Origin of the sequence: Streptomyces sp. 3211.6 (assembly GCF_003634815.1) — a bacterium.
GTDB classification, from domain to species: Bacteria; Actinomycetota; Actinomycetes; order Streptomycetales; family Streptomycetaceae; genus Streptomyces; species Streptomyces katrae_A.
Genome location: NZ_RBXC01000001.1, coordinates 1,271,334 through 1,290,076 on the forward strand (window position 1 = coordinate 1,271,334; position 18,743 = coordinate 1,290,076).

16 protein-coding genes are annotated in these 18,743 nt (G+C 74.6%); 6 read left to right on the top strand and 10 right to left on the bottom strand.

Features of this window, described 5'->3' with window-relative positions; genetic code table 11:
- Nucleotides 1-61: 61 nt before the first annotated feature.
- The 3 genes from BX286_RS06005 to BX286_RS06015 form a co-directional block, all read right to left on the bottom strand.
- Nucleotides 62-1,159: a lactonase family protein gene (locus BX286_RS06005; RefSeq protein ID WP_121014682.1), complete on the bottom strand. Its 1,098-nt coding sequence runs from the start codon at nt 1,157-1,159 to the stop codon at nt 62-64.
- A gap of 24 nt (nt 1,160-1,183) precedes the next feature.
- Nucleotides 1,184-2,323, bottom strand: coding sequence for a nitric oxide synthase oxygenase (locus tag BX286_RS06010; RefSeq protein ID WP_079424434.1), 1,140 nt, complete (start codon nt 2,321-2,323; stop codon nt 1,184-1,186).
- A 254-nt stretch (nt 2,324-2,577) separates the two neighbouring features.
- Nucleotides 2,578-4,083 carry an FUSC family protein gene (locus tag BX286_RS06015; protein ID WP_121014683.1) on the bottom strand — a complete coding sequence of 502 codons (1,506 nt, stop codon included), beginning with the start codon at nt 4,081-4,083 and terminating at the stop codon, nt 2,578-2,580.
- A 338-nt stretch (nt 4,084-4,421) separates the two neighbouring features.
- On the opposite strand from BX286_RS06015, the gene BX286_RS06020 reads away from it, so the two are divergent.
- A complete protein-coding gene (locus BX286_RS06020; RefSeq protein ID WP_121014684.1) occupies nt 4,422-6,053 on the top strand; it encodes an FAD-dependent monooxygenase in 1,632 nt (543 codons plus the stop codon).
- Nucleotides 6,054-6,056: 3 nt separating this feature from the next.
- Here BX286_RS06020 and BX286_RS06025 read toward each other — a convergent pair whose 3' ends face one another.
- The 3 genes from BX286_RS06025 to BX286_RS06035 form a co-directional block, all read right to left on the bottom strand.
- The gene (locus tag BX286_RS06025) at nt 6,057-6,473 is read right to left on the bottom strand and encodes a universal stress protein (RefSeq protein ID WP_079424440.1); all 417 of its coding nucleotides are present in this window, start codon (nt 6,471-6,473) and stop codon (nt 6,057-6,059) included.
- Nucleotides 6,474-6,482: 9 nt separating this feature from the next.
- On the bottom strand, nt 6,483-8,003 hold the full coding sequence (locus BX286_RS06030) for an APC family permease (RefSeq protein WP_121014685.1): 1,521 nt from the start codon (nt 8,001-8,003) through the stop codon (nt 6,483-6,485).
- Between the two features lie 132 nt (nt 8,004-8,135).
- Complete coding sequence (locus BX286_RS06035) at nt 8,136-8,729, bottom strand: histidine phosphatase family protein (RefSeq protein WP_100865270.1); 594 nt, start codon at nt 8,727-8,729, stop codon at nt 8,136-8,138.
- Between the two features lie 63 nt (nt 8,730-8,792).
- Here BX286_RS06035 and BX286_RS06040 point away from each other — a divergent pair, with 63 nt between their 5' ends.
- The gene (locus BX286_RS06040; RefSeq protein WP_261993370.1) at nt 8,793-9,512 is read left to right on the top strand and encodes a YoaK family protein; all 720 of its coding nucleotides are present in this window, start codon (nt 8,793-8,795) and stop codon (nt 9,510-9,512) included.
- A 24-nt stretch (nt 9,513-9,536) separates the two neighbouring features.
- Here the strand turns inward: BX286_RS06040 and BX286_RS06045 are convergent, their stop codons facing one another.
- Nucleotides 9,537-10,916 (bottom strand): deoxyribodipyrimidine photo-lyase, encoded by a 1,380-nt coding sequence (locus BX286_RS06045; protein ID WP_121014686.1) that lies wholly within the window; start codon nt 10,914-10,916, stop codon nt 9,537-9,539.
- 65 nt (nt 10,917-10,981) lie between these two features.
- Between BX286_RS06045 and BX286_RS06050 the strand changes: the two genes are divergently transcribed.
- Complete coding sequence (locus tag BX286_RS06050) at nt 10,982-11,461, top strand: Lrp/AsnC family transcriptional regulator (protein WP_121014687.1); 480 nt, start codon at nt 10,982-10,984, stop codon at nt 11,459-11,461.
- A 46-nt stretch (nt 11,462-11,507) separates the two neighbouring features.
- Nucleotides 11,508-12,200: an HAD family phosphatase gene (locus tag BX286_RS06055; RefSeq protein ID WP_121014688.1), complete on the top strand. Its 693-nt coding sequence runs from the start codon at nt 11,508-11,510 to the stop codon at nt 12,198-12,200.
- A gap of 36 nt (nt 12,201-12,236) precedes the next feature.
- Here the strand turns inward: BX286_RS06055 and BX286_RS06060 are convergent, their stop codons facing one another.
- A complete protein-coding gene (locus BX286_RS06060; protein WP_121014689.1) occupies nt 12,237-13,691 on the bottom strand; it encodes an MFS transporter in 1,455 nt (484 codons plus the stop codon).
- A 101-nt stretch (nt 13,692-13,792) separates the two neighbouring features.
- Between BX286_RS06060 and BX286_RS06065 the strand changes: the two genes are divergently transcribed.
- Together BX286_RS06065 and BX286_RS06070 are read left to right on the top strand one after the other, a co-directional pair.
- Nucleotides 13,793-14,650, top strand: coding sequence for a helix-turn-helix domain-containing protein (locus BX286_RS06065; protein WP_100865265.1), 858 nt, complete (start codon nt 13,793-13,795; stop codon nt 14,648-14,650).
- A 55-nt stretch (nt 14,651-14,705) separates the two neighbouring features.
- Nucleotides 14,706-15,782: an FAD-dependent oxidoreductase gene (locus BX286_RS06070; protein WP_079424455.1), complete on the top strand. Its 1,077-nt coding sequence runs from the start codon at nt 14,706-14,708 to the stop codon at nt 15,780-15,782.
- A gap of 61 nt (nt 15,783-15,843) precedes the next feature.
- Here BX286_RS06070 and mltG read toward each other — a convergent pair whose 3' ends face one another.
- Nucleotides 15,844-16,770 carry an endolytic transglycosylase MltG gene (gene mltG / locus BX286_RS06075; RefSeq protein ID WP_079424457.1) on the bottom strand — a complete coding sequence of 309 codons (927 nt, stop codon included), beginning with the start codon at nt 16,768-16,770 and terminating at the stop codon, nt 15,844-15,846.
- 62 nt (nt 16,771-16,832) lie between these two features.
- The gene (locus BX286_RS06080; protein WP_261993371.1) at nt 16,833-18,728 is read right to left on the bottom strand and encodes an ABC transporter ATP-binding protein; all 1,896 of its coding nucleotides are present in this window, start codon (nt 18,726-18,728) and stop codon (nt 16,833-16,835) included.
- Nucleotides 18,729-18,743: the final 15 nt, after the last annotated feature.

Here is an 18,743-nt window from a genome sequence, read left to right on the forward strand (position 1 = left end):
CTCTCCCCTTTTCGGGCCCCGGTCCGCCGCCGGGAGCGCCGCCGCCGGCTCCGGGCGGGCGTCAGCCGAAGACCACGCAGGAGGCCGCGGGGACGGGCAGGGAGCCGGTGCGGACCGGGTGGCCCGTGCGGGGGTCCACGTCGAACCAGGTGACGTCCCCGGAGCGTTCGTTGGCCGCGTAGAGGCGGCGGCCCGAGGGGTCCGCCGTGAGGTCGCGCGGCCAGTGGCCCCCGCAGCCGACGGCGCTCGTGGGCCTCGGGCTCTCGGGGCCGGCGGCGAGCGAGAACGTGACCAGGGTGTCGGTGCCGCGCACCGCCGCCCAGAGGAAGCGGCCGTCGGGCGAGGCGGTGATCGCCGAAGGGTAGGCCCGTACGCCCTCCTGGGCGCCCGCGGCGGCGACGGGGACCTCCCGGAACGGTCCGAGCCGCCCCGCGTCCGCGTTCCAGCGGCAGACGGTCAGCAGCGGCTCCAGCTCGTGCAGTACGTAGACCAGCTCGCCGGCCGGGTGGAAGGCGAGGTGGCGCGGGCCGCTCCCGGGGCGCAGGGCGGCCTGCGCGTGGACGCGGAGTCCGCCGGTGGCCGGGTCGGGCGCGCAGACCCGTACCGCGTCGGTGCCGAGGTCCACGCCGAGGACCCAGCGGCCGGTGGGGTCGGGCAGGACCTGGTGGGCGTGCGGGCCCGCCTGGCGGTCGGGGTCGGGGCCGGAGCCCTCGTACTCCAGGACGGCGGGGGGTCCCGTGGGGCTGCCGTCGGCGGCGAGCGGCAGGCTGCTGACGCTGCCGGAGGTGTAGTTGGCGGTCAGCAGCCGCCGCCCGGCCAGGGCGAGGTGGGTGGGGCCCGAGCCGCCGACCGGGGCGGGGGCGCCGAGCGGCGCGAGCCCTGCGGCGGTGGGGCGGAAGGCGCCCGCCGCACCCCGCTCGGTCTCGCTGACCGCGTAGAGCACGCCGGCGGCCGGGTCGAGCACGAGGTACGAGGGGTCCGGCAGGGAGCCTTCCGCCGAGAGCGGGGTCAGCGCTCCGGTGGCCGGATCCACGGCCGCGGTGAGGACACCGCGGCCGCCCCCCGAGGTGAACGAGCCGATGTAGGCCCGGTGTCCGCCGCCGTGGTCCGTGCTGCGCACGCCGTCCACCGGTGCCCCTCTCCGCCGTCCCGGATCCATTCCGAGCCGACCGTAACAGAAGGTCTAGACCAAGTCCCGTCCCCAGGCCCGTTCCTGCGCGCCGTCGTGGTGGACGTAGGCGGTCGCGCTCGGCCGGTCCTCATAAGTCCGGTGGAAGACGGGGGTGGCGGCGCCGGAGATCGGCGGGACGATCCAGGACCAGTCGGCCCCCACCTCACGGCCCTTGCGCTCCTCGCGCTCCAGGTGCGAGAGGAACCGCCGGGACTCGGTGTGGTGGTCGGCGATGGTGACCCCGGCCCGGTCGAAGGAGTCCAGCACGGCCCGGTTGAGCTCGACCAGGGCACGGTCCTTCCACAGCGAGCGGTCGCTGGAGACGTCGAGGCCGAGCCGGCGGGCGACGGCTGGGAGGAGGTTGTAGCGGTCGGTGTCGGCGAGGTTGCGGGCGCCGATCTCGGTGCCCATGTACCAGCCGTTGAACGGGGCGGCCGGGTAGTGGATGCCGCCGATCTCCAGGCACATGTTCGAGATGGCCGGTACCGCGTGCCAGCGCAGTCCCCAGTCCGACCAGTCGTCCTGCCCGTCGGGGTGGCGGATCGGCACTTCCAGCACGGCGTCGGCGGGGGTGTCGAACCAGCGGGGCTTGTCGTCGACGCCCTGGACCACCAGCGGGAGGAGGTCGAACGGGGTTCCCGCGCCGCCTGCCCAGCCGAGCCTCAGCAGGGCTTCGGTGAGGGGTCTGTTGCGGGCGTCCCCGACGGTTATCGACGGGTGGTCCCCGTAACCGGCGTAACGCACCAGCTGCTCGCTCCAGATGAGCGGGCCGGGCCGGTCAGGGGCGTCCGGGGCGAAGACGGTGATCGTGGGCCGGACCCGGCCGCCGTTGGTGGCCTCGCGCAGGTGCTCGAAGCACTCGGCGGCGATGTCCTCGGCGGCGGTCAGCCCGCGGCGGTCGCGGACCCGCAGCGAGTTCCAGTAGAGCCGGCCTATGCAGCGGTTGCTGTTGCGCCAGGCGACCCGGGCCCCGTGGACCAGTTCCTCGGGAGTATGGCGGTAGGTGCCGGTGTCCGCGAGCTCGGCCCGGACGGCGGCCAGCCGGGCGCGCGGATCACCGGTGTGCGGATTCTCCCGGTGGAAGAGCCGGATGAACTCCTCGGCTTCCTCCCACACCTGAGCGTCGCTCGAGTGCTTCTGCAGAATTTCCATTCCGGGCGGTTACCCCCTGTCCGGACAGATCCACCCTGCGCATGCCGGATGAATGTGCAATGAACAACCACCCGTTGTACATGCCGCAGGTCAGCGCCGGGCTCCCGGAGCCGACGGAACACTCCTCCGAGTGATCTTCGAGCGTTGGCCTGCGGTTGGGGTGCGTGCACGCGTACCATCCCCGGCATTCCGGGAGTTGGGCCGTCAGGCCCCGACCGTACTCCGGTCCGTCCGCGTGCGGGGGCGGTTCGCCGTCAGGCGGTGACGACCAGGGGGGCGCGGGGGTCGGTGCGCAGCGGGGTGGCCAGGGCGGCCAGGGCCGTCTCCAGGCCGTGCAGGTGCGCCAGGGCCGGTTCGGCCCCGGCGGGGCCGGCCGGGGTGGCGGGGGCGCCGGCAGCCGCCGGGGCGTCCGGGGCGGTGAGCGCCTCCACCGCGGCCTCGACCCGCCAGCAGGCGGCGGCGAGCCGGGCGTCGTGGGAGGCCTGGGGGTCGGCGGCGACGGCGACGAGCCCGCGCACCTCGCGGGCGCAGTCGTCGAGCAGGCCCAGGACCTGGCGCGCACGGGCCTTGCGGGCGCGCAGCGGGCTGAGCGGGTGGACCAGGGGCGCGAGCGCCATCCGGACCCGGGCCAGGAGCAGTTCCAGTTCGGCGGCGTGCGGGGCCGGATCGGCGTCGGGGTCGCCGGCGAGGCGGTCGAGGGAGGCCGCGGTGGAAGCCCGTACGCAGTGCAGGGCGCGCTGGATCCAGGCGTCGTTGGCGGCGTGCGTGGTGACCGGCAGGATCAGGGTGACGCCGAGGGCCGCGCCGAGTGCCCCGACGGCGGTCTCCTCGAAGCGCAGGAGCAGCAGCCCGGGGTGGAGCACGCCGAGGAGCCCGTAGAGCAGCCCGGCCATGACGGTGACGAAGAACATCATCCAGGAGTAGGAGGGGGCGGCCGTGTAGAAGATGCCGAAGACGCAGACGGCGACCAGGGCGGCGGTGGGCGCGGGGGCGCCGTGCAGCGGTACGGCGATCAGCAGGCCGGCGGCGATGCCGGTGACGGTGCCCAGGACCCGGCGGAAGCCGCGGACCAGGGTCTCGCCCCGCGAGGCGGTGTTGACGAAGATCCACCAGGCGGTGCCGACGGCCCAGTACCAGCGGTCCTGGGACAGCACCTGGCCGACGGCGAGGGCGAAGGCGCAGGCGGCGGTGGCCTGGAAGGCCTGGCGGGTGGTGGGCCGGGCGAGGCCGGTGCCCGGCAGCGGCGGCGGGGCGGCGGCCGGGGGCGTCCGGCGCTCCAGGGGCCACAGCACGAACCGCACGGCCCCGGCCGACACGAGGGCCAGGGCGACGGCCGCGAACAGCTCGGGCAGCTGCGCGGGCCGGGCGTGCAGGAACTGGGTGACGAAGAACATCATGAAGGCGAAGATGCCGAGGGCGTGCCCGCGCGGCCCCCAGCGGCGGGCGTAGACCCCGGCGAAGACGACGGCGAGCCAGGCCGCGTCGCGCACGGGCGCCATGCCGTGCAGGGAGGTGGCCAGGACCAGGACCGGGAAACCGGCGACGGGCAGCAGGGCGGTGGTCACCCGCTGGGCGCGGACGTCCGCGTCGAGGACGGTGAAGAGCGCGAGCAGGGCCGCGAGCCCGCCGGTGATGGACGCGGTGAGCGAGAGCCCCGCCAGCTCGGCCACGGCGACCGCCAGTCCGGTGCCGATGACCGCGCGCGTGGAGTTCCTGAGTCTGGCGCGCCCCGGATCCGGAGCCGTGAACATCCTCTTCATGGCGGTGTGCCGCCCCCCTCGGTGTGCTGCCCGCCGGGCCGGTGTCCGCCCGGGGGTGGTGGGCGGCTTACGGGCACGGCGAAGGCGCCGCGCTCCGGTCCGGCGTCGTTGCCGGCCGGCGCTGCGCGGCGCCGAAAGTACATGGATACGACACAGATAAGCATCCGCAGGGGCATTGGCTCAAGGCGACCTCGCCGCGCTGGGCCATTGGCACCCCCGAACGGGGATGTTTCCGGCCACGGGCGGGCCAACGGATCGGCTGCGCACCCAGGTGCCCGCGCCGCTCCCCGCGACACGCCCGGTGGCGGGGGCGCGGGGCCGGTGGACACGATGGACGCATGCGACGCGGAGCGGTGGACGTGCTGGTCGTGGGCGCGGGCCCGGTGGGGCTGACGGCGGCGGTGGAACTGAGACGGCGCGGGGTGTCCTGCCGGATCGTGGACCGGCTGCCGGCCCGGCTGCCGTACGCGAAGGCCGTCGGGATCCAGCCACGCACACTGGAGCTGTGGGACCGGGCGGGGATGATCGGGGACGTCCTGGACGCGGCGGTCCCGCTGCGCGGCCAGCTGGTCCACGTCGACGGGGAGGAGCGGGAGCCGCTGCGGCTGGCACTGCCGCCCGAGGTGCCGTACGGGTTCGCCGCGCTGCCGCAGTACGAGACGGAGCGGATCCTGGAGGCCCGCCTGGCCCGGTTCGGCACCGGCATCGAGCGGGAGACCGAACTGGTGTCCTTCACCCAGGACGCGGACGGGGTGAGCGTCCTGCTGACGGGACGGGGCGGCGGCGAGGAGCTGCGGACCCGGTATCTGGTGGGGTGTGACGGGGCTCACAGCACGGTCCGCAAGCAGCTGGGGCTGGGCTTCGAGGGCGGGGCCTTCCCCGAGGAGTACATGCTGGCCGACGTGGAGGCCGACTGGGACCTCCCGTACGGGTACACCCTGCGGGCCGTGCACCACGGCACCGACGGGAAGGTCGACGACCTGCTGGTCGCCATCCCGCTGCCCGGCCCCGGCCGGTACCGGATGTCCATGCTGGTGCCGCCGGAGCTCTCCGTTTCCGCCGCGCCGGCGGCCGGCGACGGGGTGGCGCACGGGCTGGAGGGCTCCCGGGCCCCCGCCCTCGCCGACATCCAGGCGGTCCTGGACCGGATGGCGCCCCGCCCGGTGACGGTGTCGGCCATGCGCTGGTCCTCGGTGTTCCGGATCAGCCACCGGATCGTGGACCGGTACGCGGCGGGCCGGGTCTTCGTCGCCGGGGACGCGGCGCACATCCATCCGCCGACCGGCGCGCAGGGGATGAACACCGGTATCCAGGACGCCTGGAACCTGGCCTGGAAGCTCGCGCTCGCCGTCGGCGGCTCCGCGCACCCCGGGCTGCCGGCCAGCTACGACGCCGAGCGGCGCCCGGTCGGCGAGGAGGTCGTCGGCCGGACGGTGCGCCACGCCCGGCAGGACGTCGGGGCCGGCGACCGGCAGACCACGGCGCTGCTGCGCGAGGCCCAGCTGCTGGTGGGCTATCCCGACAGCCCGGTCGTCGTGCGGCCGTCCCCCGGGGAGGCCGACGGCACCGGGCCGGGGCCCGGGGAACGGGCCCCCGACTGCGGCGGTCTGGCCGGGGAGGTCCCCGCCTATCCGCTGCGGCTCTTCGACCTGCTGAGGGACCGCGAGCACGTGCTGCTGGTGTACACCGACGGCGCGTGGGACGCGTACGTTCCCGGACTCGCCGCACTGACGGGCGGGTCGCCGGCGGGGCGGCTCACGGCGTACGCGGTCCTCACCGAGGGCGGGACCGCGCCCGCCGGGGCCACGCCGATGCCGGTGTACCGCGACGCGCGCGGGGAGTTCGCCCTGCGCTACGGGGTGCGGGCGCCGACGGCCTTCGTGGTGCGCCCGGACGGATACCTGGGCGCGCGGCTGTGCCCGCCGGCCGTCGAGGGGCTGGCCGGGTACCTCGCGGGGGTCTTCGCCTGACGGCTACGGCTCGGTCGGGACGCAGAGCACCGGGACCGGGGAGAGGTGCAGGAGCTTGTGCGGGGTCGAGCCGAGCAGGGCGCCCCGGATCGGGCTGTCGCCCCAGGTGCCGACGATGATGACCCGGGCGTCGTGGAGTTCGGCGGCCGCGAGCAGGGCCTGGGCCGGCTTGTCGTCCATGACCTCGACCGTCGAGGGGACCCCGGCCTCGTCGGCGGCCTCCACGGCCCGCGCGAGGGCGCTGCGGCCGGCCTGGAGGACGGCCTCGCGGTGGGCCCGGTACTCCTCCCCCGCGGAACCGGGCGCGGCGGCCCCGTAGACGAGGACCAGGGGCTCCCCGAAGGCGGTGGCCACCTCCAGGGCGACGCGCAGGGCGCGTTCGGCGCCGGGGGACTCGTCGTAACCGAGGACTACGGACATCGGGCCTCCTCAGGTCCTGCGGCCGTGGACGAGGGCCGGGTCGACCACGCCCCGGCGCTCCTGCCAGAACCTTCCGTCGCGGATCCGCCAGAAGCACATGAGGAGCACGCCGACGACCGCGATGCCGATCCCGATGACCAGCGGCGGGCCGAGGCCGAACCAGGAGACCCCGCTGGCCGAGTTCTGCGGGTTGGACATGTCCTCGATCGACTCGACCAGCAGCCAGGCCAGCAGTCCGGCGCCGACCAGCGGGCCTACGCCGATGAGGAGGAGGTTGTGGGCGTTCTCCAGCAGGTGGCGGCGGTAGTAGACGGCGCAGGCCAGGCCCGTGAGCGCGTAGTAGAAGGCGATGAGCAGCGAGAGCGCGGTGAGGGAGTCGAGGAGGGCGTTCTCGCTGATCTGGTTGACGGCGAGGTACCAGGCGATGGCGATGGCGGCCACCCACCAGGTGCTGACGTCCGGGGTGTGGAAGCGGTGGTGGATGTGCGCGAGGTGCGGGGGCAGGGCGTGCCGTCGGGCCATGGACAGGGCGGTGCGGGAGGCCGGGATGATCGTGGTCTGGGTGGAGGCGAGGGCGGAGGTGCAGACGGCGAGGAGCACCACCCAGTCCCAGCCGCCCATCACCTCGTGGGCGAGGACGGCGAAGATGGCCTCCTCCTGCCCGGCGTTCTCGGCGAGGAACTTGGTCCCGGCGTAGGCGACGATGGCGAAGCCGACGGACAGGTAGGTGACGAGCAGCACCAGCGTGGACCAGATGCCGGCCTTGCCGGGCGCCGTGGCGGAGTCCTCGACCTCCTCGGTGAGGTTCACGGCCGACTCCCAGCCCCAGTAGATGAACACGCCGAGCAGCAGACCGCCGGTGAGGGCGCCGCCTCCCGCGCCGAAGGGGTTGAGCCAGGCGACGGAGGGGTGGACGGCGTCGAGGGTGCTCGTGCCGGCGTAGACCCGGTAGATGGCGACGACGGCGAAGACCAGGAGGAAGAGGACCTGGGCGAGGATGAGGATGTCCTGGAAGTGCGCGGACAGCTCGGTGCCGATGACGCAGATCGCGGTCATCGCGAGGATCACCACGACGGTGAGGGTCTGACGGAGCACGGCGTTGGCGGCCAGGCCGTCGAGGCCGGCGGCGAGCAGCCCGAAGTGGACGGCGACGTCGGCGAGGGAGCCGATGACGAGGACGCCGGTCATGGTGATGGCCCAGCCGCCGAGCCAGCCCGCCCAGGGGCCCATGGCGCGGGTCACCCAGGAGAAGGTGGTTCCGCAGTCCTGGTCGACCTTGTTGAGGTAGTAAAACGCCGCGGCGATGAGCAGCATCGGCACGAACGAGGCCAGCATCACGCCCGGTGCGTAGATCCCGGCGATGGCGACGATCGGACCGATGACGGCGGCCAGGGAGTAGGCGGGCGAGGTCGAGTTCAGGCCGATGACCAGCGCGTCCAGGAAGCCGATCGCGCCGGCCTGGAGGGTGTCCTCGTCGGAGTCGGCGCCGGGGAGGGTGTCCTCCGGTCGGCCGCGGTCGCCCTGGTCCATGTACGCATCGTCACGTGCGCGGCGGGGGCGCGCGAGGCGGCGCGGGTCGTCCGGGTGGCGGAGGGCCCGCGCCGCGGGCCGGGCGGGCCGGGCGGGTCGAGGGGGTCGGGCGGGTCGAGGGGGTCGGGCGGGTCAGGGGCGGGTGTTCCAGCCCGCGATCACCGGGAGGCCGTGTTCGGTGGAGAGTTCGCTGACGGTGCCGGTGCGCAGCAGGAAGAGCCGGCCCGCCTCGGGGGGCAGGCCGAGGTAGCGGGCGGTCAGGACGCGCAGGAAGTGGCCGTGGGCGACGAGGACGACGTCCCCCTTGCCGGCGCGCAGCACCTCCGCGGCCCGGGCCAGGACCCGGTCCGCGCGGGCGCCGACCTGGGCGGCGCTCTCGCCGGGGTGCGCGGCGTCGCCCGGCGGGACGCCGTCGGTCCACAGCGACCAGTCGGGGCGGGTCCGCCGGATCTCGGCGGTGGTGATGCCCTCGTAGCCTCCGTAGTCCCACTCGTGGAGGTCGGGGTCGGGGACCCCGTCGGTCAGTCCGGCCAGTTCGGCCGTGGCGACGGCGCGGCTCAGGGGGCTGGTCAGGACCAGGGCGGGGTGCCGGTCGCGGAAGTAGGGGGCCAGCGAGAGGGCTTCGTCGGCCCCGCGGGCGGTCAGTGGGACGTCGGTGAGTCCGGTGTGCCGGCCGTTGGCGCTCCACGCCGTCTCCCCGTGCCTCACCAGCAGCAGTTCACTCATACCCCCGGACCCTATGGGGCGGCGCTCGCGCCCGGCATGTCGGGGCAGTGGAGCGGGGCGGACATGTCACTGTCGGGCGTCATGGACGTGCGTGCGTGCCGGCGGCTGACCGTGCTGCTGCTGGCGCTGACCTGGGTGACGGGGCTGATCGAGGCGGTCAGTCTGCTGGCGCTGGGACCGGTGTTCACCGCGATGCAGACCGGCAATGTGCTGTTCCTGTCCTTCGGACCGGCGCATCAGGGGCACTTGCCGGCCCTGGCGCCCGGGGTGTCCCTGCTGTCGTTCGCCGTCGGGGCGGTGTGTGCGGCCCGGCTGGAGGGGGCTGCGGAGTCCCGGGGGCGGCACTGGTTCGTGCTGGGGCTGTCGGTCGAGGCGGCGCTGATCACGGTGGCCGCGGGGATCGGCTGGGAGCTGGCGCCCCGTTACGGCTCCCCGGCCGCCCGGCACCTGCTGACGGCTTCCGCCCTCGCGGTGGCGATGGGGTTCCGCAACGTCACGAGCATGCGGGTCAACCTGCCGGGGGTGCCCACCACCCTGGTCACCCGGTCGATGACGGCCCTGCTCGGCGGATCGCCGCTGGGGCACGACAGCGCGTTCGGGTACGGGACGGGGGTGTGGGGGCGGCGGGCGCATGCCGTGGCGGCCATGTTCACGGGCGGGCTGACCGGCGGGCTGCTGGTGCGGGCCGGGTGCCCGGTGAACTGGCTGCTGCTGCCGGCGGCCGTGGTGGTGCTGGCGGTGGCCGTGGCGTACGTGAAACAGCCGGCCCTGCACCGGGTCTGACGCGGGGCCGGGTGCGCCGTGCGGTCAGTCCCGCTGCCGGGCTTCGCGGAAGCGGGCCTGGGCCTCGGCGAGGTCCACCAGCGGCCCGGGGTAGTCGAGGCGGGCCCGTTCGGCGGCGGGCAGCTTCCAGGGCTCGTGGACGCGGGGCGCGGGCAGGCCGGCGAGTTCGGGCACCCAGCGGTGGACGTAGCGGCCGTCGGGGTCGTGGCGCAGGCCCTGGCGGACGGGGTTGAGGACCCGGTTGGGGCGCGTGTCGGTGCCGGTGCCGGCCACCCACTGCCAGTTGAGCTGGTTGTTGGCCACGTCCCCGTCCACGAGGAGGTCGAGGAAGTGGCGGGCTCCGGTGCGCCAGTCCGCGTAGAGGGTCTTGGCGAGGAAGCCGGCCGCCAGCAGCCGGCCCCGGTTGTGCATCCAGCCCTCGTGGCGCAGCTGGCGCATGGCCGCGTCGACGACCGGGTAGCCGGTGCGGCCGTCCTTCCAGGCCTGGACCTCCTCCTCGGCGTCGCGGCCGGTGCGCCAGCGGTCGTGGCGGGTGCGGTAGTCCTGGGCGGCGGCCTCGGGGCGGGCGGCGAGGACCTGGTGGTGGAAGTCGCGCCAGCACAGCTGCCGGACGAAGGCCTCGGCGCCGGGCCCGCCTGCGGTGCGGGCGCGCACGGCGGCCTCGACGGGCGAGAGGGTGCCGAAGTGCAGGTGCGGGGAGAGCCGGGAGGTGGCGTCGGCGGCGAGGTCGTCGTGGGTGTCCTCGTACCGGGCGATGCCCGAGCGCAGCCAGCGGGTCAGCAGCCGGCGGGCCTCGCCCTCGCCGCCGCGCGCCAGGCCCGGGGAGGTCCCGGTGACGGCGGACCGGTGCGGGAGCTCCTCGGACCCGATGTCCTCGGGAACGCGGACGGCGCGCGGTGCGGCGGCCACCGGGCGCGGCGGCAGTTCGCTCCAGCGGCGCAGGTACGGGGTGAAGACGGCGAAGTGGTCGGAGCCCTTGCCGCTGGGGAGCACCGCGCCGGGGGCGACCGCCGTGATCACCGCGTCGTGCGCGTGCAGGGCGCAGCCCTGGGACCGCAGGGCCTCGCGCAGCCGCCGTTCGCGGGTCTGGGCGTAGCCGCTGGCCCCGGCGGCGAGGTGCACCTGGTCGGCGCCGGCCTCCCGGACGAGGGCGCAGACCTCTTCCACCACGTCCCCGGAGCGCAGGACGAGGCGGCCGCCGCGGTCGCGCAGTGCGGCGTCGAGGTCGGCGAGGCAGTCGGCGAGGAAGGCCAGCCGGTTGGGCGCGGCGAAGCCGGCGCGCTCGACGGCCCGGTCGCGGACGAAGAGCGGGACCACCTGCTCGCAGGCGGCCAGGGCGGCGCGCAACGGCGGGTGGTCGTGCAGGCGCAGGTCGCCGGTGTACAGGACCACGGCGGTCTTCACGGTGCTGTCTCCCCCGTCCGATTCAGGGCGATCCGGGCTTGACGGACCATTGGTACAGTCCTGTCATGGCGGTGGACGAGCTCGACACCCGGATCCTGCGTCTGCTGATCGAGCAGCCGCGTACCAGTGTCCGCGAGTACGCCCGGATCCTCGGCGTGGCACGCGGGACCCTCCAGGCCCGGCTGGACCGGCTGGAACGCACGGGGGTGATCACCGGCACCGGTCCGGTGCTCTCCCCCGCCGCCCTCGGGCACCCGGTGCTGGCCTTCGTGCACATCGAGGTGACCCAGGGCCACCTGGACGACGTGGGCGACGCCCTGGCCGCCGTGCCGGAGATCATCGAGGCCTTCTCGATCACCGGCGGCGGGGACCTGCTGACGCGGGTGGCCGCCCGGGACAACGCCCACCTGGAGGACGTGATCCAGCGGCTGATCCGGCTGCCGGGGGTGGTCCGCACCCGGACCGAGGTGGCACTGCGGGAGCGGGTCGCGCACCGGCTGCTGCCGCTGGTCGAAGCCGTGGGACGGGCGGCGGGCAAACCCTGACAGGATGGATCACACAGCAATACGGGCGGCAGAACGGGCACAACGGATGATCTCCGTCATATTCGATCTCGACGGCACCCTCGTGGACAGCGAGCCGAACTACTACGGGTCCGGGCGCCGCACGCTCGCGCGTCACGGCGTCCCCGGCTTCACCTGGGAGGAGCACTCCCGGTTCATCGGCATCGGGACCCTGGAGACGCTGGAGCTCCTCAGGGAGCGGTACGGGCTCCGGGCGCCGGTGGAGCAGCTGCTGGCCGAGCAGAACGCCGCCTACCTGGAGCTGGCCCGCACCCGTACGGAGGCCTTCCCCGAGATGCGGGGGCTCGTGGAGCGGCTGCACGCGCGGGGCGTGCCGATGGCGGTGGCGTCCGGGTCCTCCCGGGAGGCGATCGACGCCGTGCTGGAGGGGACGGGGCTGGCCTCGCTGCTGACCACGGTGGTCTCCGCCGAGGAGGTCGAACGGGGCAAGCCCGCCCCGGACGTGTTCCTGGAGGCCGCGCGCCGGCTGGGCGCCGCCCCGGCCTCCTGCGTGGTGGTCGAGGACGCGGCGCCGGGGGCCCTGGCGGCCCGCGCCGCCGGGATGCACTGCCTGGCGGTCCCCTATGTGCCACGGAGCGCCGGTGAGCCCGCCTTCGCCGGGGCGGGGCTGCTCTTCGCGGGCGGCCAGGCGGAGTTCAGCGCGGCGCGGGCCGAGGAGTGGCTGAGCTCGCTCGGGGGCGGGTGGGCCGGGGGCCGATGACCGGGCGGCCGTCCGGCGGTGGCCCGGAGACGTTGCTCAGCCCATGACGCGCGGCAGGCGGAGGCTGAGCAGCGCGGTCAGGGCGATCAGCCCGAGCTGGACCAGCAGGGTCGTGGCGAGGGCGTCCCGCAGGCCGGCCGAGGCGGCCAGTGCGAGGAAGAGGCTGCCGACGGTCGCCACGCCCAGGGCGAGCGAGGACTGCTGGGTGGTGACCATGACCCCGCTGCCCACTCCGGCCCGGTCCGCCGGGACGTCCGAGAGCATCAGCCGCATCAGCACCGGCAGCTGGAGGCCCTGGCCCACGCCGGCGACGGCCATCCCGGGGGCGAGGGCCGCGAGCCCGAGGCCGGGCCAGCCGCGCCAGACGGTCACCAGCAGCAGGCCGATCCCGGCGGCCTGGATCAGCGCCCCGGCGGTGACGACCCGGCTGCCGAAGCGCCCGACCAGCCGGGGGCCGGCGAGCGAGGCCGCGAAGAAGCCGAGGGCCAGCGGCACCAGGGCGAGCCCGGCCGACACCGGGCCCAGGCGCAGTCCCTGCTGGAGCGCGACGGCGAAGGCGAACATGAACCCGCTGAAGCCGATCGAGAACGGCAGCAGCATCACCAGTCCGCGCCGCAGCGACACCAGGCGCAGCAGGCTCGGCGGCACGAGCGGGGTCCGCCCGAGGCGGTCGGCGCGGCGCTCGGTCAGGTAGAAGGCCACGGCGGCCAGCGGGGAGACGCCCAGCGACACCCAGGTCCACAGCGGCCATCCGGCCGCGCGGCCCTCCGTCAGCGGGAGCAGCACGGACACGAGCGTCAGGCCCAGCAGCAGCGTTCCGGGCACGTCCACCGAGGCCGGGCGGTCGGAACGGGTCTCCGGTACGGCCCGGACGGTGAGGACCAGCCCGACCAGCACGACCGGCACGTTGACCAGGAACACCGAACGCCACCCGGAGCCGGCGACGTCCGCGGCGACCAGGATCCCGCCGAGGATCTGCCCGGCGACCATCGACAGTCCGGCGGTGGCCCCGTACAGGCTCATCGCCCGGGCCCGGCGCGGGCCCTGGGTGGTGGCCTGGATGGTGGCGAGCACCTGCGGCAGCATCAGTGCGGCCGCGGCGCCCTGGGCCACCCGGGCGCCGACCAGCGTCCAGGCGGTGGGGGCCAGGCCGCAGGCGAGGGAGGTGACGCCGAAGGCGGCCATGCCGGCGAGGAACAGCCGGCGCCGGCCGGCCGTGTCGCCGAGGCGGCCGCCCAGTACCAGCAGCACGGAGTAGGCGACGCCGTAGCCGCCGACGACCAGCTCCAGCATGGCCGGACCGGCGGCGAGGTCGGAGTCGATGGCGGGCAGCGCCACGTTGACGATGAAGAAGTCGATCAGCGGCAGGGCCGCGCCGAGCAGCACGGTGAACAGCCCGAGCGGCGAGATCCCCCCGGACTCGCGGGCCGGGGCGGAGGCGGAGGTCGTCAGGGACGGACGGTGCGGCGTTCGTATGGTCGTTTCGGTCACGGAAGAGACGATCCTCCACCGCTCAGCCTGGTACCAGAGTCTGCTTATCCTGGTACTCGCAGTACCTGGAAGCCGGCTGCGCGATGCGGCACGCTGGACCCATGACCACTGTGGCCCCCCAGAGCGACCTGCGCCGGCACGAGCTGGCCGACTTCCTGCGCAGCCGCCGCGAGCGGATCACCCCCGAGCAGGTGGGGCTGGTCCGCGGCCGCCGCAGGCGCACGCCCGGGCTGCGCCGCGAGGAGGTCGCCCAGCTCTCCGCCGTGGGCGTCACCTGGTACACCTGGCTGGAGCAGGCCCGCGAGATCCAGGTGTCCCCGCAGGTCCTGGACGCTCTGGCGCGCGCCCTGCTGCTGGACTCCACCGAGCGGGCACACCTGTTCGCCCTGGCGGACAGCACCGACCCGGCGCCGGACACCCGGTGCCCGAGCGTGACCCCGGCGCTGCGGGCCATGCTCGACCAGCTGGACCCGATCCCGGCGTGCGTGCAGAACAGCCGCTACGACATCCTCGCCTACAACGCCACCTACGCCCGGCTCCTGTGCGACCTGGACCGGCTCCCGCGCGAGGACCGCAACTGCCTGTGGCTGGCCTTCACCAACCCCGAGTGGCGTGCCTCGCTGGCCGACATGCCGGACGTGAACCGGATGCTGGCCGCCAAGTTCCGCGCCTCGATGGCCGGCCACCTGGCCGAACCGGCCTGGAAGGCCCTGCTGGCCCGGCTGGAGGCGGCCTCGCCGGAGTTCCGGGAGATCTGGGCGCGCCACGAGGTGGTCGGACTGGGCAGCAACAAGAAGTACGTCCGCAACGCCCATGTGGGCCTGCTCCGGCTGGAACACACCAGCCTCTGGCTGGGCCCGGCGGCCGGCCCCCGCCTGACGACCTTCGTCCCGCTGGACGAGGAGACCCGGCTCCGGCTGGCGCAGCTGCGCTCCCTGTCGTCGCCGGCCGCGGCCTGAGCTCCCTGGGGGGAAGATCCCGCACGCCCCGCGAGTTGGTAGAACCGTGAACGAAATGGTGCGGGACGCGGTGGACGTGGACGTGGTGGTCGTCGGGGCCGGGCAGGCCGGGCTGTCCAGTGCCCACCACCTGGCCCGGGCCGGGATCGGGCACGTGGTGCTCGACCACTCCCCGCGGCCGGGCGGGGCCTGGCAGTTCCGGTGGCCCTCGCTCACCTACGGCAAGGTACACGGGATGCACGCGCTGCCCGGCATGGAGCTCACGGGTGCCGATCCGCTGCGCCCCTCCTCCGAGGTGATCGGGGAGTACTTCGCGGCCTACGAGGAGCGGTTCGGGCTGCGCGTGCGGCGACCCGTGGACGTGAAGGCCGTACGCGAGGGCGGCGGCGGGCGGCTGCTGGTGGAGTCGGCGTCCGGGAACTGGTCGGCGCGGGCGCTGGTCAACGCCACCGGGACCTGGGACCGGCCGTTCTGGCCGCGCTACCCGGGCCAGGAGCTGTTCCGGGGGCGGCAGCTGCACACCGCGAACTACCCGGGGCCGCAGGAGTTCGCCGGGGCCCGGGTGATCGTGGTCGGCGGGGGCACGTCGGCGGTGCAGCACCTGCTGGAGGTCTCCGAGGTGGCGGCGGAGACCACCTGGGTGACCCGCAGGCCCCCGGTGTTCCGCGACGGCGGGTTCGGGGAGGCCGAGGGCCGGGCGGCGGTGGCGCTGGTGGAGCAGCGGGTGCGCCGGGGACTGCCGCCGCAGAGCGTGGTCAGCGTGACCGGGCTGCCTCTGAACGAGGCCGTACGGGCCGGGCTGGACTCCGGGGTCCTGGACCGGCTGCCCGTCTTCGACCGCATCACCGCGTCCGGGGCCCTCTGGGCGGACGGGCGGCGGGTGGAGGCGGACGTGATCCTGTGGGCCACCGGCTTCCGGCCCGCCGTGGACCACCTGGCCCCGCTGGGGCTGCGCGAGCGGGGCGGCGGGATACGGCTCGACGGGACGAGGGCGGTGCGCGACGAGCGCGTCCACCTGGTCGGCTACGGCCCCTCGGCGTCGACCATCGGCGCCAACCGGGCGGGCGGGGCCGCCGTCCGGGAGATCCGCCGTCTGCTGGCCCGGGGGCCGGCGGTGCCGGCCGTGCTGTGACCACCCGGCGGCGGGCGCCGTCAGGCCCGGCGCGTCCCCCGGCTCGGGGCCGGGGCGCCTCCTATTTCACGGGGGCGGCCGGGGAGGCGGCCTTGGGCGGGGGGCCGGCCTGGGCGCGGGCCTGCTTCCCGGGTGCCGGGGCGGTGGGGGTGGCGGCCGCCGCCGCCCGGAGACGGTTGAACTCCGCCACGTGCTTGCGGTGTTCCTCGTAGGTGGCCGAGAAGCGGGTGTCGCCGGGCTTCACGGTGACGAAGAACAGCCAGTCCCCGGGGGTCGGCGCGACCGCCGCCGCCATCGCCTGGAGGCCGGGGCTGTCGATGGGCGTGGGCGGCAGGCCCTGGCGCTCGTAGGTGTTGAAGGGGTGGTCGATCCGGGTGTCGCCGGCCTTGGTGTCCACGGTGTTGCGGTTCAGGGCGTAGTTGAGGGTGGAGTCCATCTGGAGCGGCATCGACTTCGCGAGCCGGTTGTGGACCACCCGGGCGACCTTGCCCATGTCCGCCGGATTGTCGGCCTCGGCCTCGATGATGCTGGCGAGGGTGGCCGTCTGGTACGGGGTCATGCCGTGGGCCCGGCCGCCGTCGGCGACCGCCTTGGTGGCGAGCTTCTGGTTCGCCGTCTGCACCATGGTCGCGAGCAGGGCGCCCGGGGTGGACTTCGAGGTCACCGGGTACGTGGCCGGGAACAGGTAGCCCTCCGGGTTGCCGTGGGCCTCGGGGGGCAGGGGCAGTCCGGCCGTGGCGACGGAGGACGCGGTGGTCCCCGCGGGGAGGCGGAGCTCCTTGTCGATGGCCGCGTAGACCTGCGGGGCACGCCAGCCCTCGGGGATCAGCAGGTGGCGCGGCTTCTCGGGGGTTTCCGTACGGGACAGCAGGGGGCCGAGGAACGTCACCCCGAGCCCGATTCCGAGCAGGGCGGTGAACAGGAGCAGCAGGCGGCCTCGGCGGGTGAGCCGGGAGCGGCGCTGCGGCGGCTGGTACGCATGAGGCATACCGGCACGCTAGCGCTCATCTCATGAGGTTCCCGGCATTCCACCCCGTTCCGGTCATACGATCACACGTTCACAGGAGTCGGTGCGGCGTCCGCGTCCCGGTCCTGGTCCCGTCCGGAGGCCTGCGCCCGCTGGGGGCCATGGGCGGCGGCGTCCCGGTCCCGGCGAACCAGTGCGGCGTAGCGGCCGCCCGCCCCCAGGAGTTCGTCGTGCGTACCGCGCTCGGCTATGCGGCCACCGTCCAGGACCACGATCTGGTCGGCGTCCCGGATGGTGGAGAGGCGGTGCGCGATGGTGATGGTGGTGCGGCCCCGGGAGAGGTTGTCGATGGCCCGCTGTACGGCGTGCTCGGTGCGGGTGTCGAGGGCGCTGGTGGCCTCGTCGAGGATGAGCACCGGCGGGTCGCGCAGGATGGTGCGCGCGATGGCCAGGCGCTGCTTCTCGCCTCCGGAGAAGCGGTAGCCGCGCTCGCCGACGAGGGTGTCGTACCCGTCGGGGAGGGAGGCGATGTGGTCGTGGATCTGCGCCGCGCGGGCCGCCTCGGTGATCTCCTCGTCCGTGGCGTCCGGCTTGGCGAAGCGCAGGTTGTCGGCGACCGAGGCGTGGAAGAGGTAGGTCTCCTGGGAGACCACGCCTATGGAGCGGGCCAGCGAGTCGAAGTCCAGGTCGCGTACGTCCACCCCGTCGAGGGCGACCCGGCCGCCGGTCACGTCGTAGAGCCGGGGCACCAGGTAGCTGAGGGTGCTCTTGCCGGAGCCGGTCGGACCGACCACGGCCAGGGAGCCGCCTGCCGGGACGGTGATGTCGATGCCGGTGAGGGTGGGTCCGCTCTTGGCCTCGTAGGCGAAGTGCACGTCCTCCAGGCGGACCTCGCCCTTGGCCCGGCCCAGCCGGACCGGGTCCTCCCGCTCGGTGATGTCCACCGGCAGGTCGAGGTACTCGAAGATCCGGGCGAAGAGGGCGAGCGAGGTCTGGATCTGCACGCCGGTCGACAGCAGGCTCACGGCGGGCCGGAACAGCCCCTGCTGGAGGGTGACGAAGGCGACGAGGGTACCGACGGAGAGCGAGGGGGCGCCGGTCTGGAGGGCGATGCCCGCGGCCCAGTAGATGAGCGCGGGCATGGCCGCCATCACGATGCCGATGGTGGACATGCGCCAGCGCCCGGCCATGCTGGCGCGGACCTCGAGGCCGACCAGCTTCTCCGACTCCTCGGCGAAGGCGGCGGTGAGGGATTCGGAGCGGCCCATGGTGCGGCCGAGCAGGATGCCGCTGACGGACAGCGACTCGGTGACCGTGGCGGCCATGGCGGCCATCTGCTTCTGCCGCTTCGTGGTGATCTTCTTGCGCTCGCGGCCGACGCGGCGGCTGATCCACACGAAGAGGGGCAGCAGGAGCAGGGAGACGAGGGTGAGCCGCCAGTCGAGGGCGAGCATCGCGACGACGGAGGCGATGACGGCGGTCAGGTTCGACACGAGGGAGGTCGCGGTCGAGGTGACCGTCGCCTGCATGCCGCCGATGTCGTTGGCTATGCGGGACTGCACCTCGCCGGTGCGGGTGCGGGTGAAGAAGGCCAGCGGCATCCGCTGGAGCTGGGCGTAGACCGCGGTGCGCAGGTCGTGCATGACGCGCTGGCCGACCGTGGTGGAGATGAGGGTCTGGAGCACGCCGAAGACGCTGGTCACGACCGCGGTCAGGATCATGCCGAGCGCCAGCAGGCTGAGCAGCCCGGTCCGGCCCTGGGGGATCGCGACGTCCAGGATCTCCTTGAGCAGGAACGGCGAGGCGACGCCGACCAGGGAGGAGGCGCCGACCAGGGCGCCGACGACGGCGAGGCGGCCGCGGTAGGGCCGGAACAGGCCGAGGATGCGGCGCAGCTCGCGCGGCCGGTCGGCGGGGGCAGGGCGGCTGGGGTCGAGGGCTTCGTTCGACGGGGTCCACTTCGGCTCGTCGCTGTGCATGGGCCTCCTTTCGCC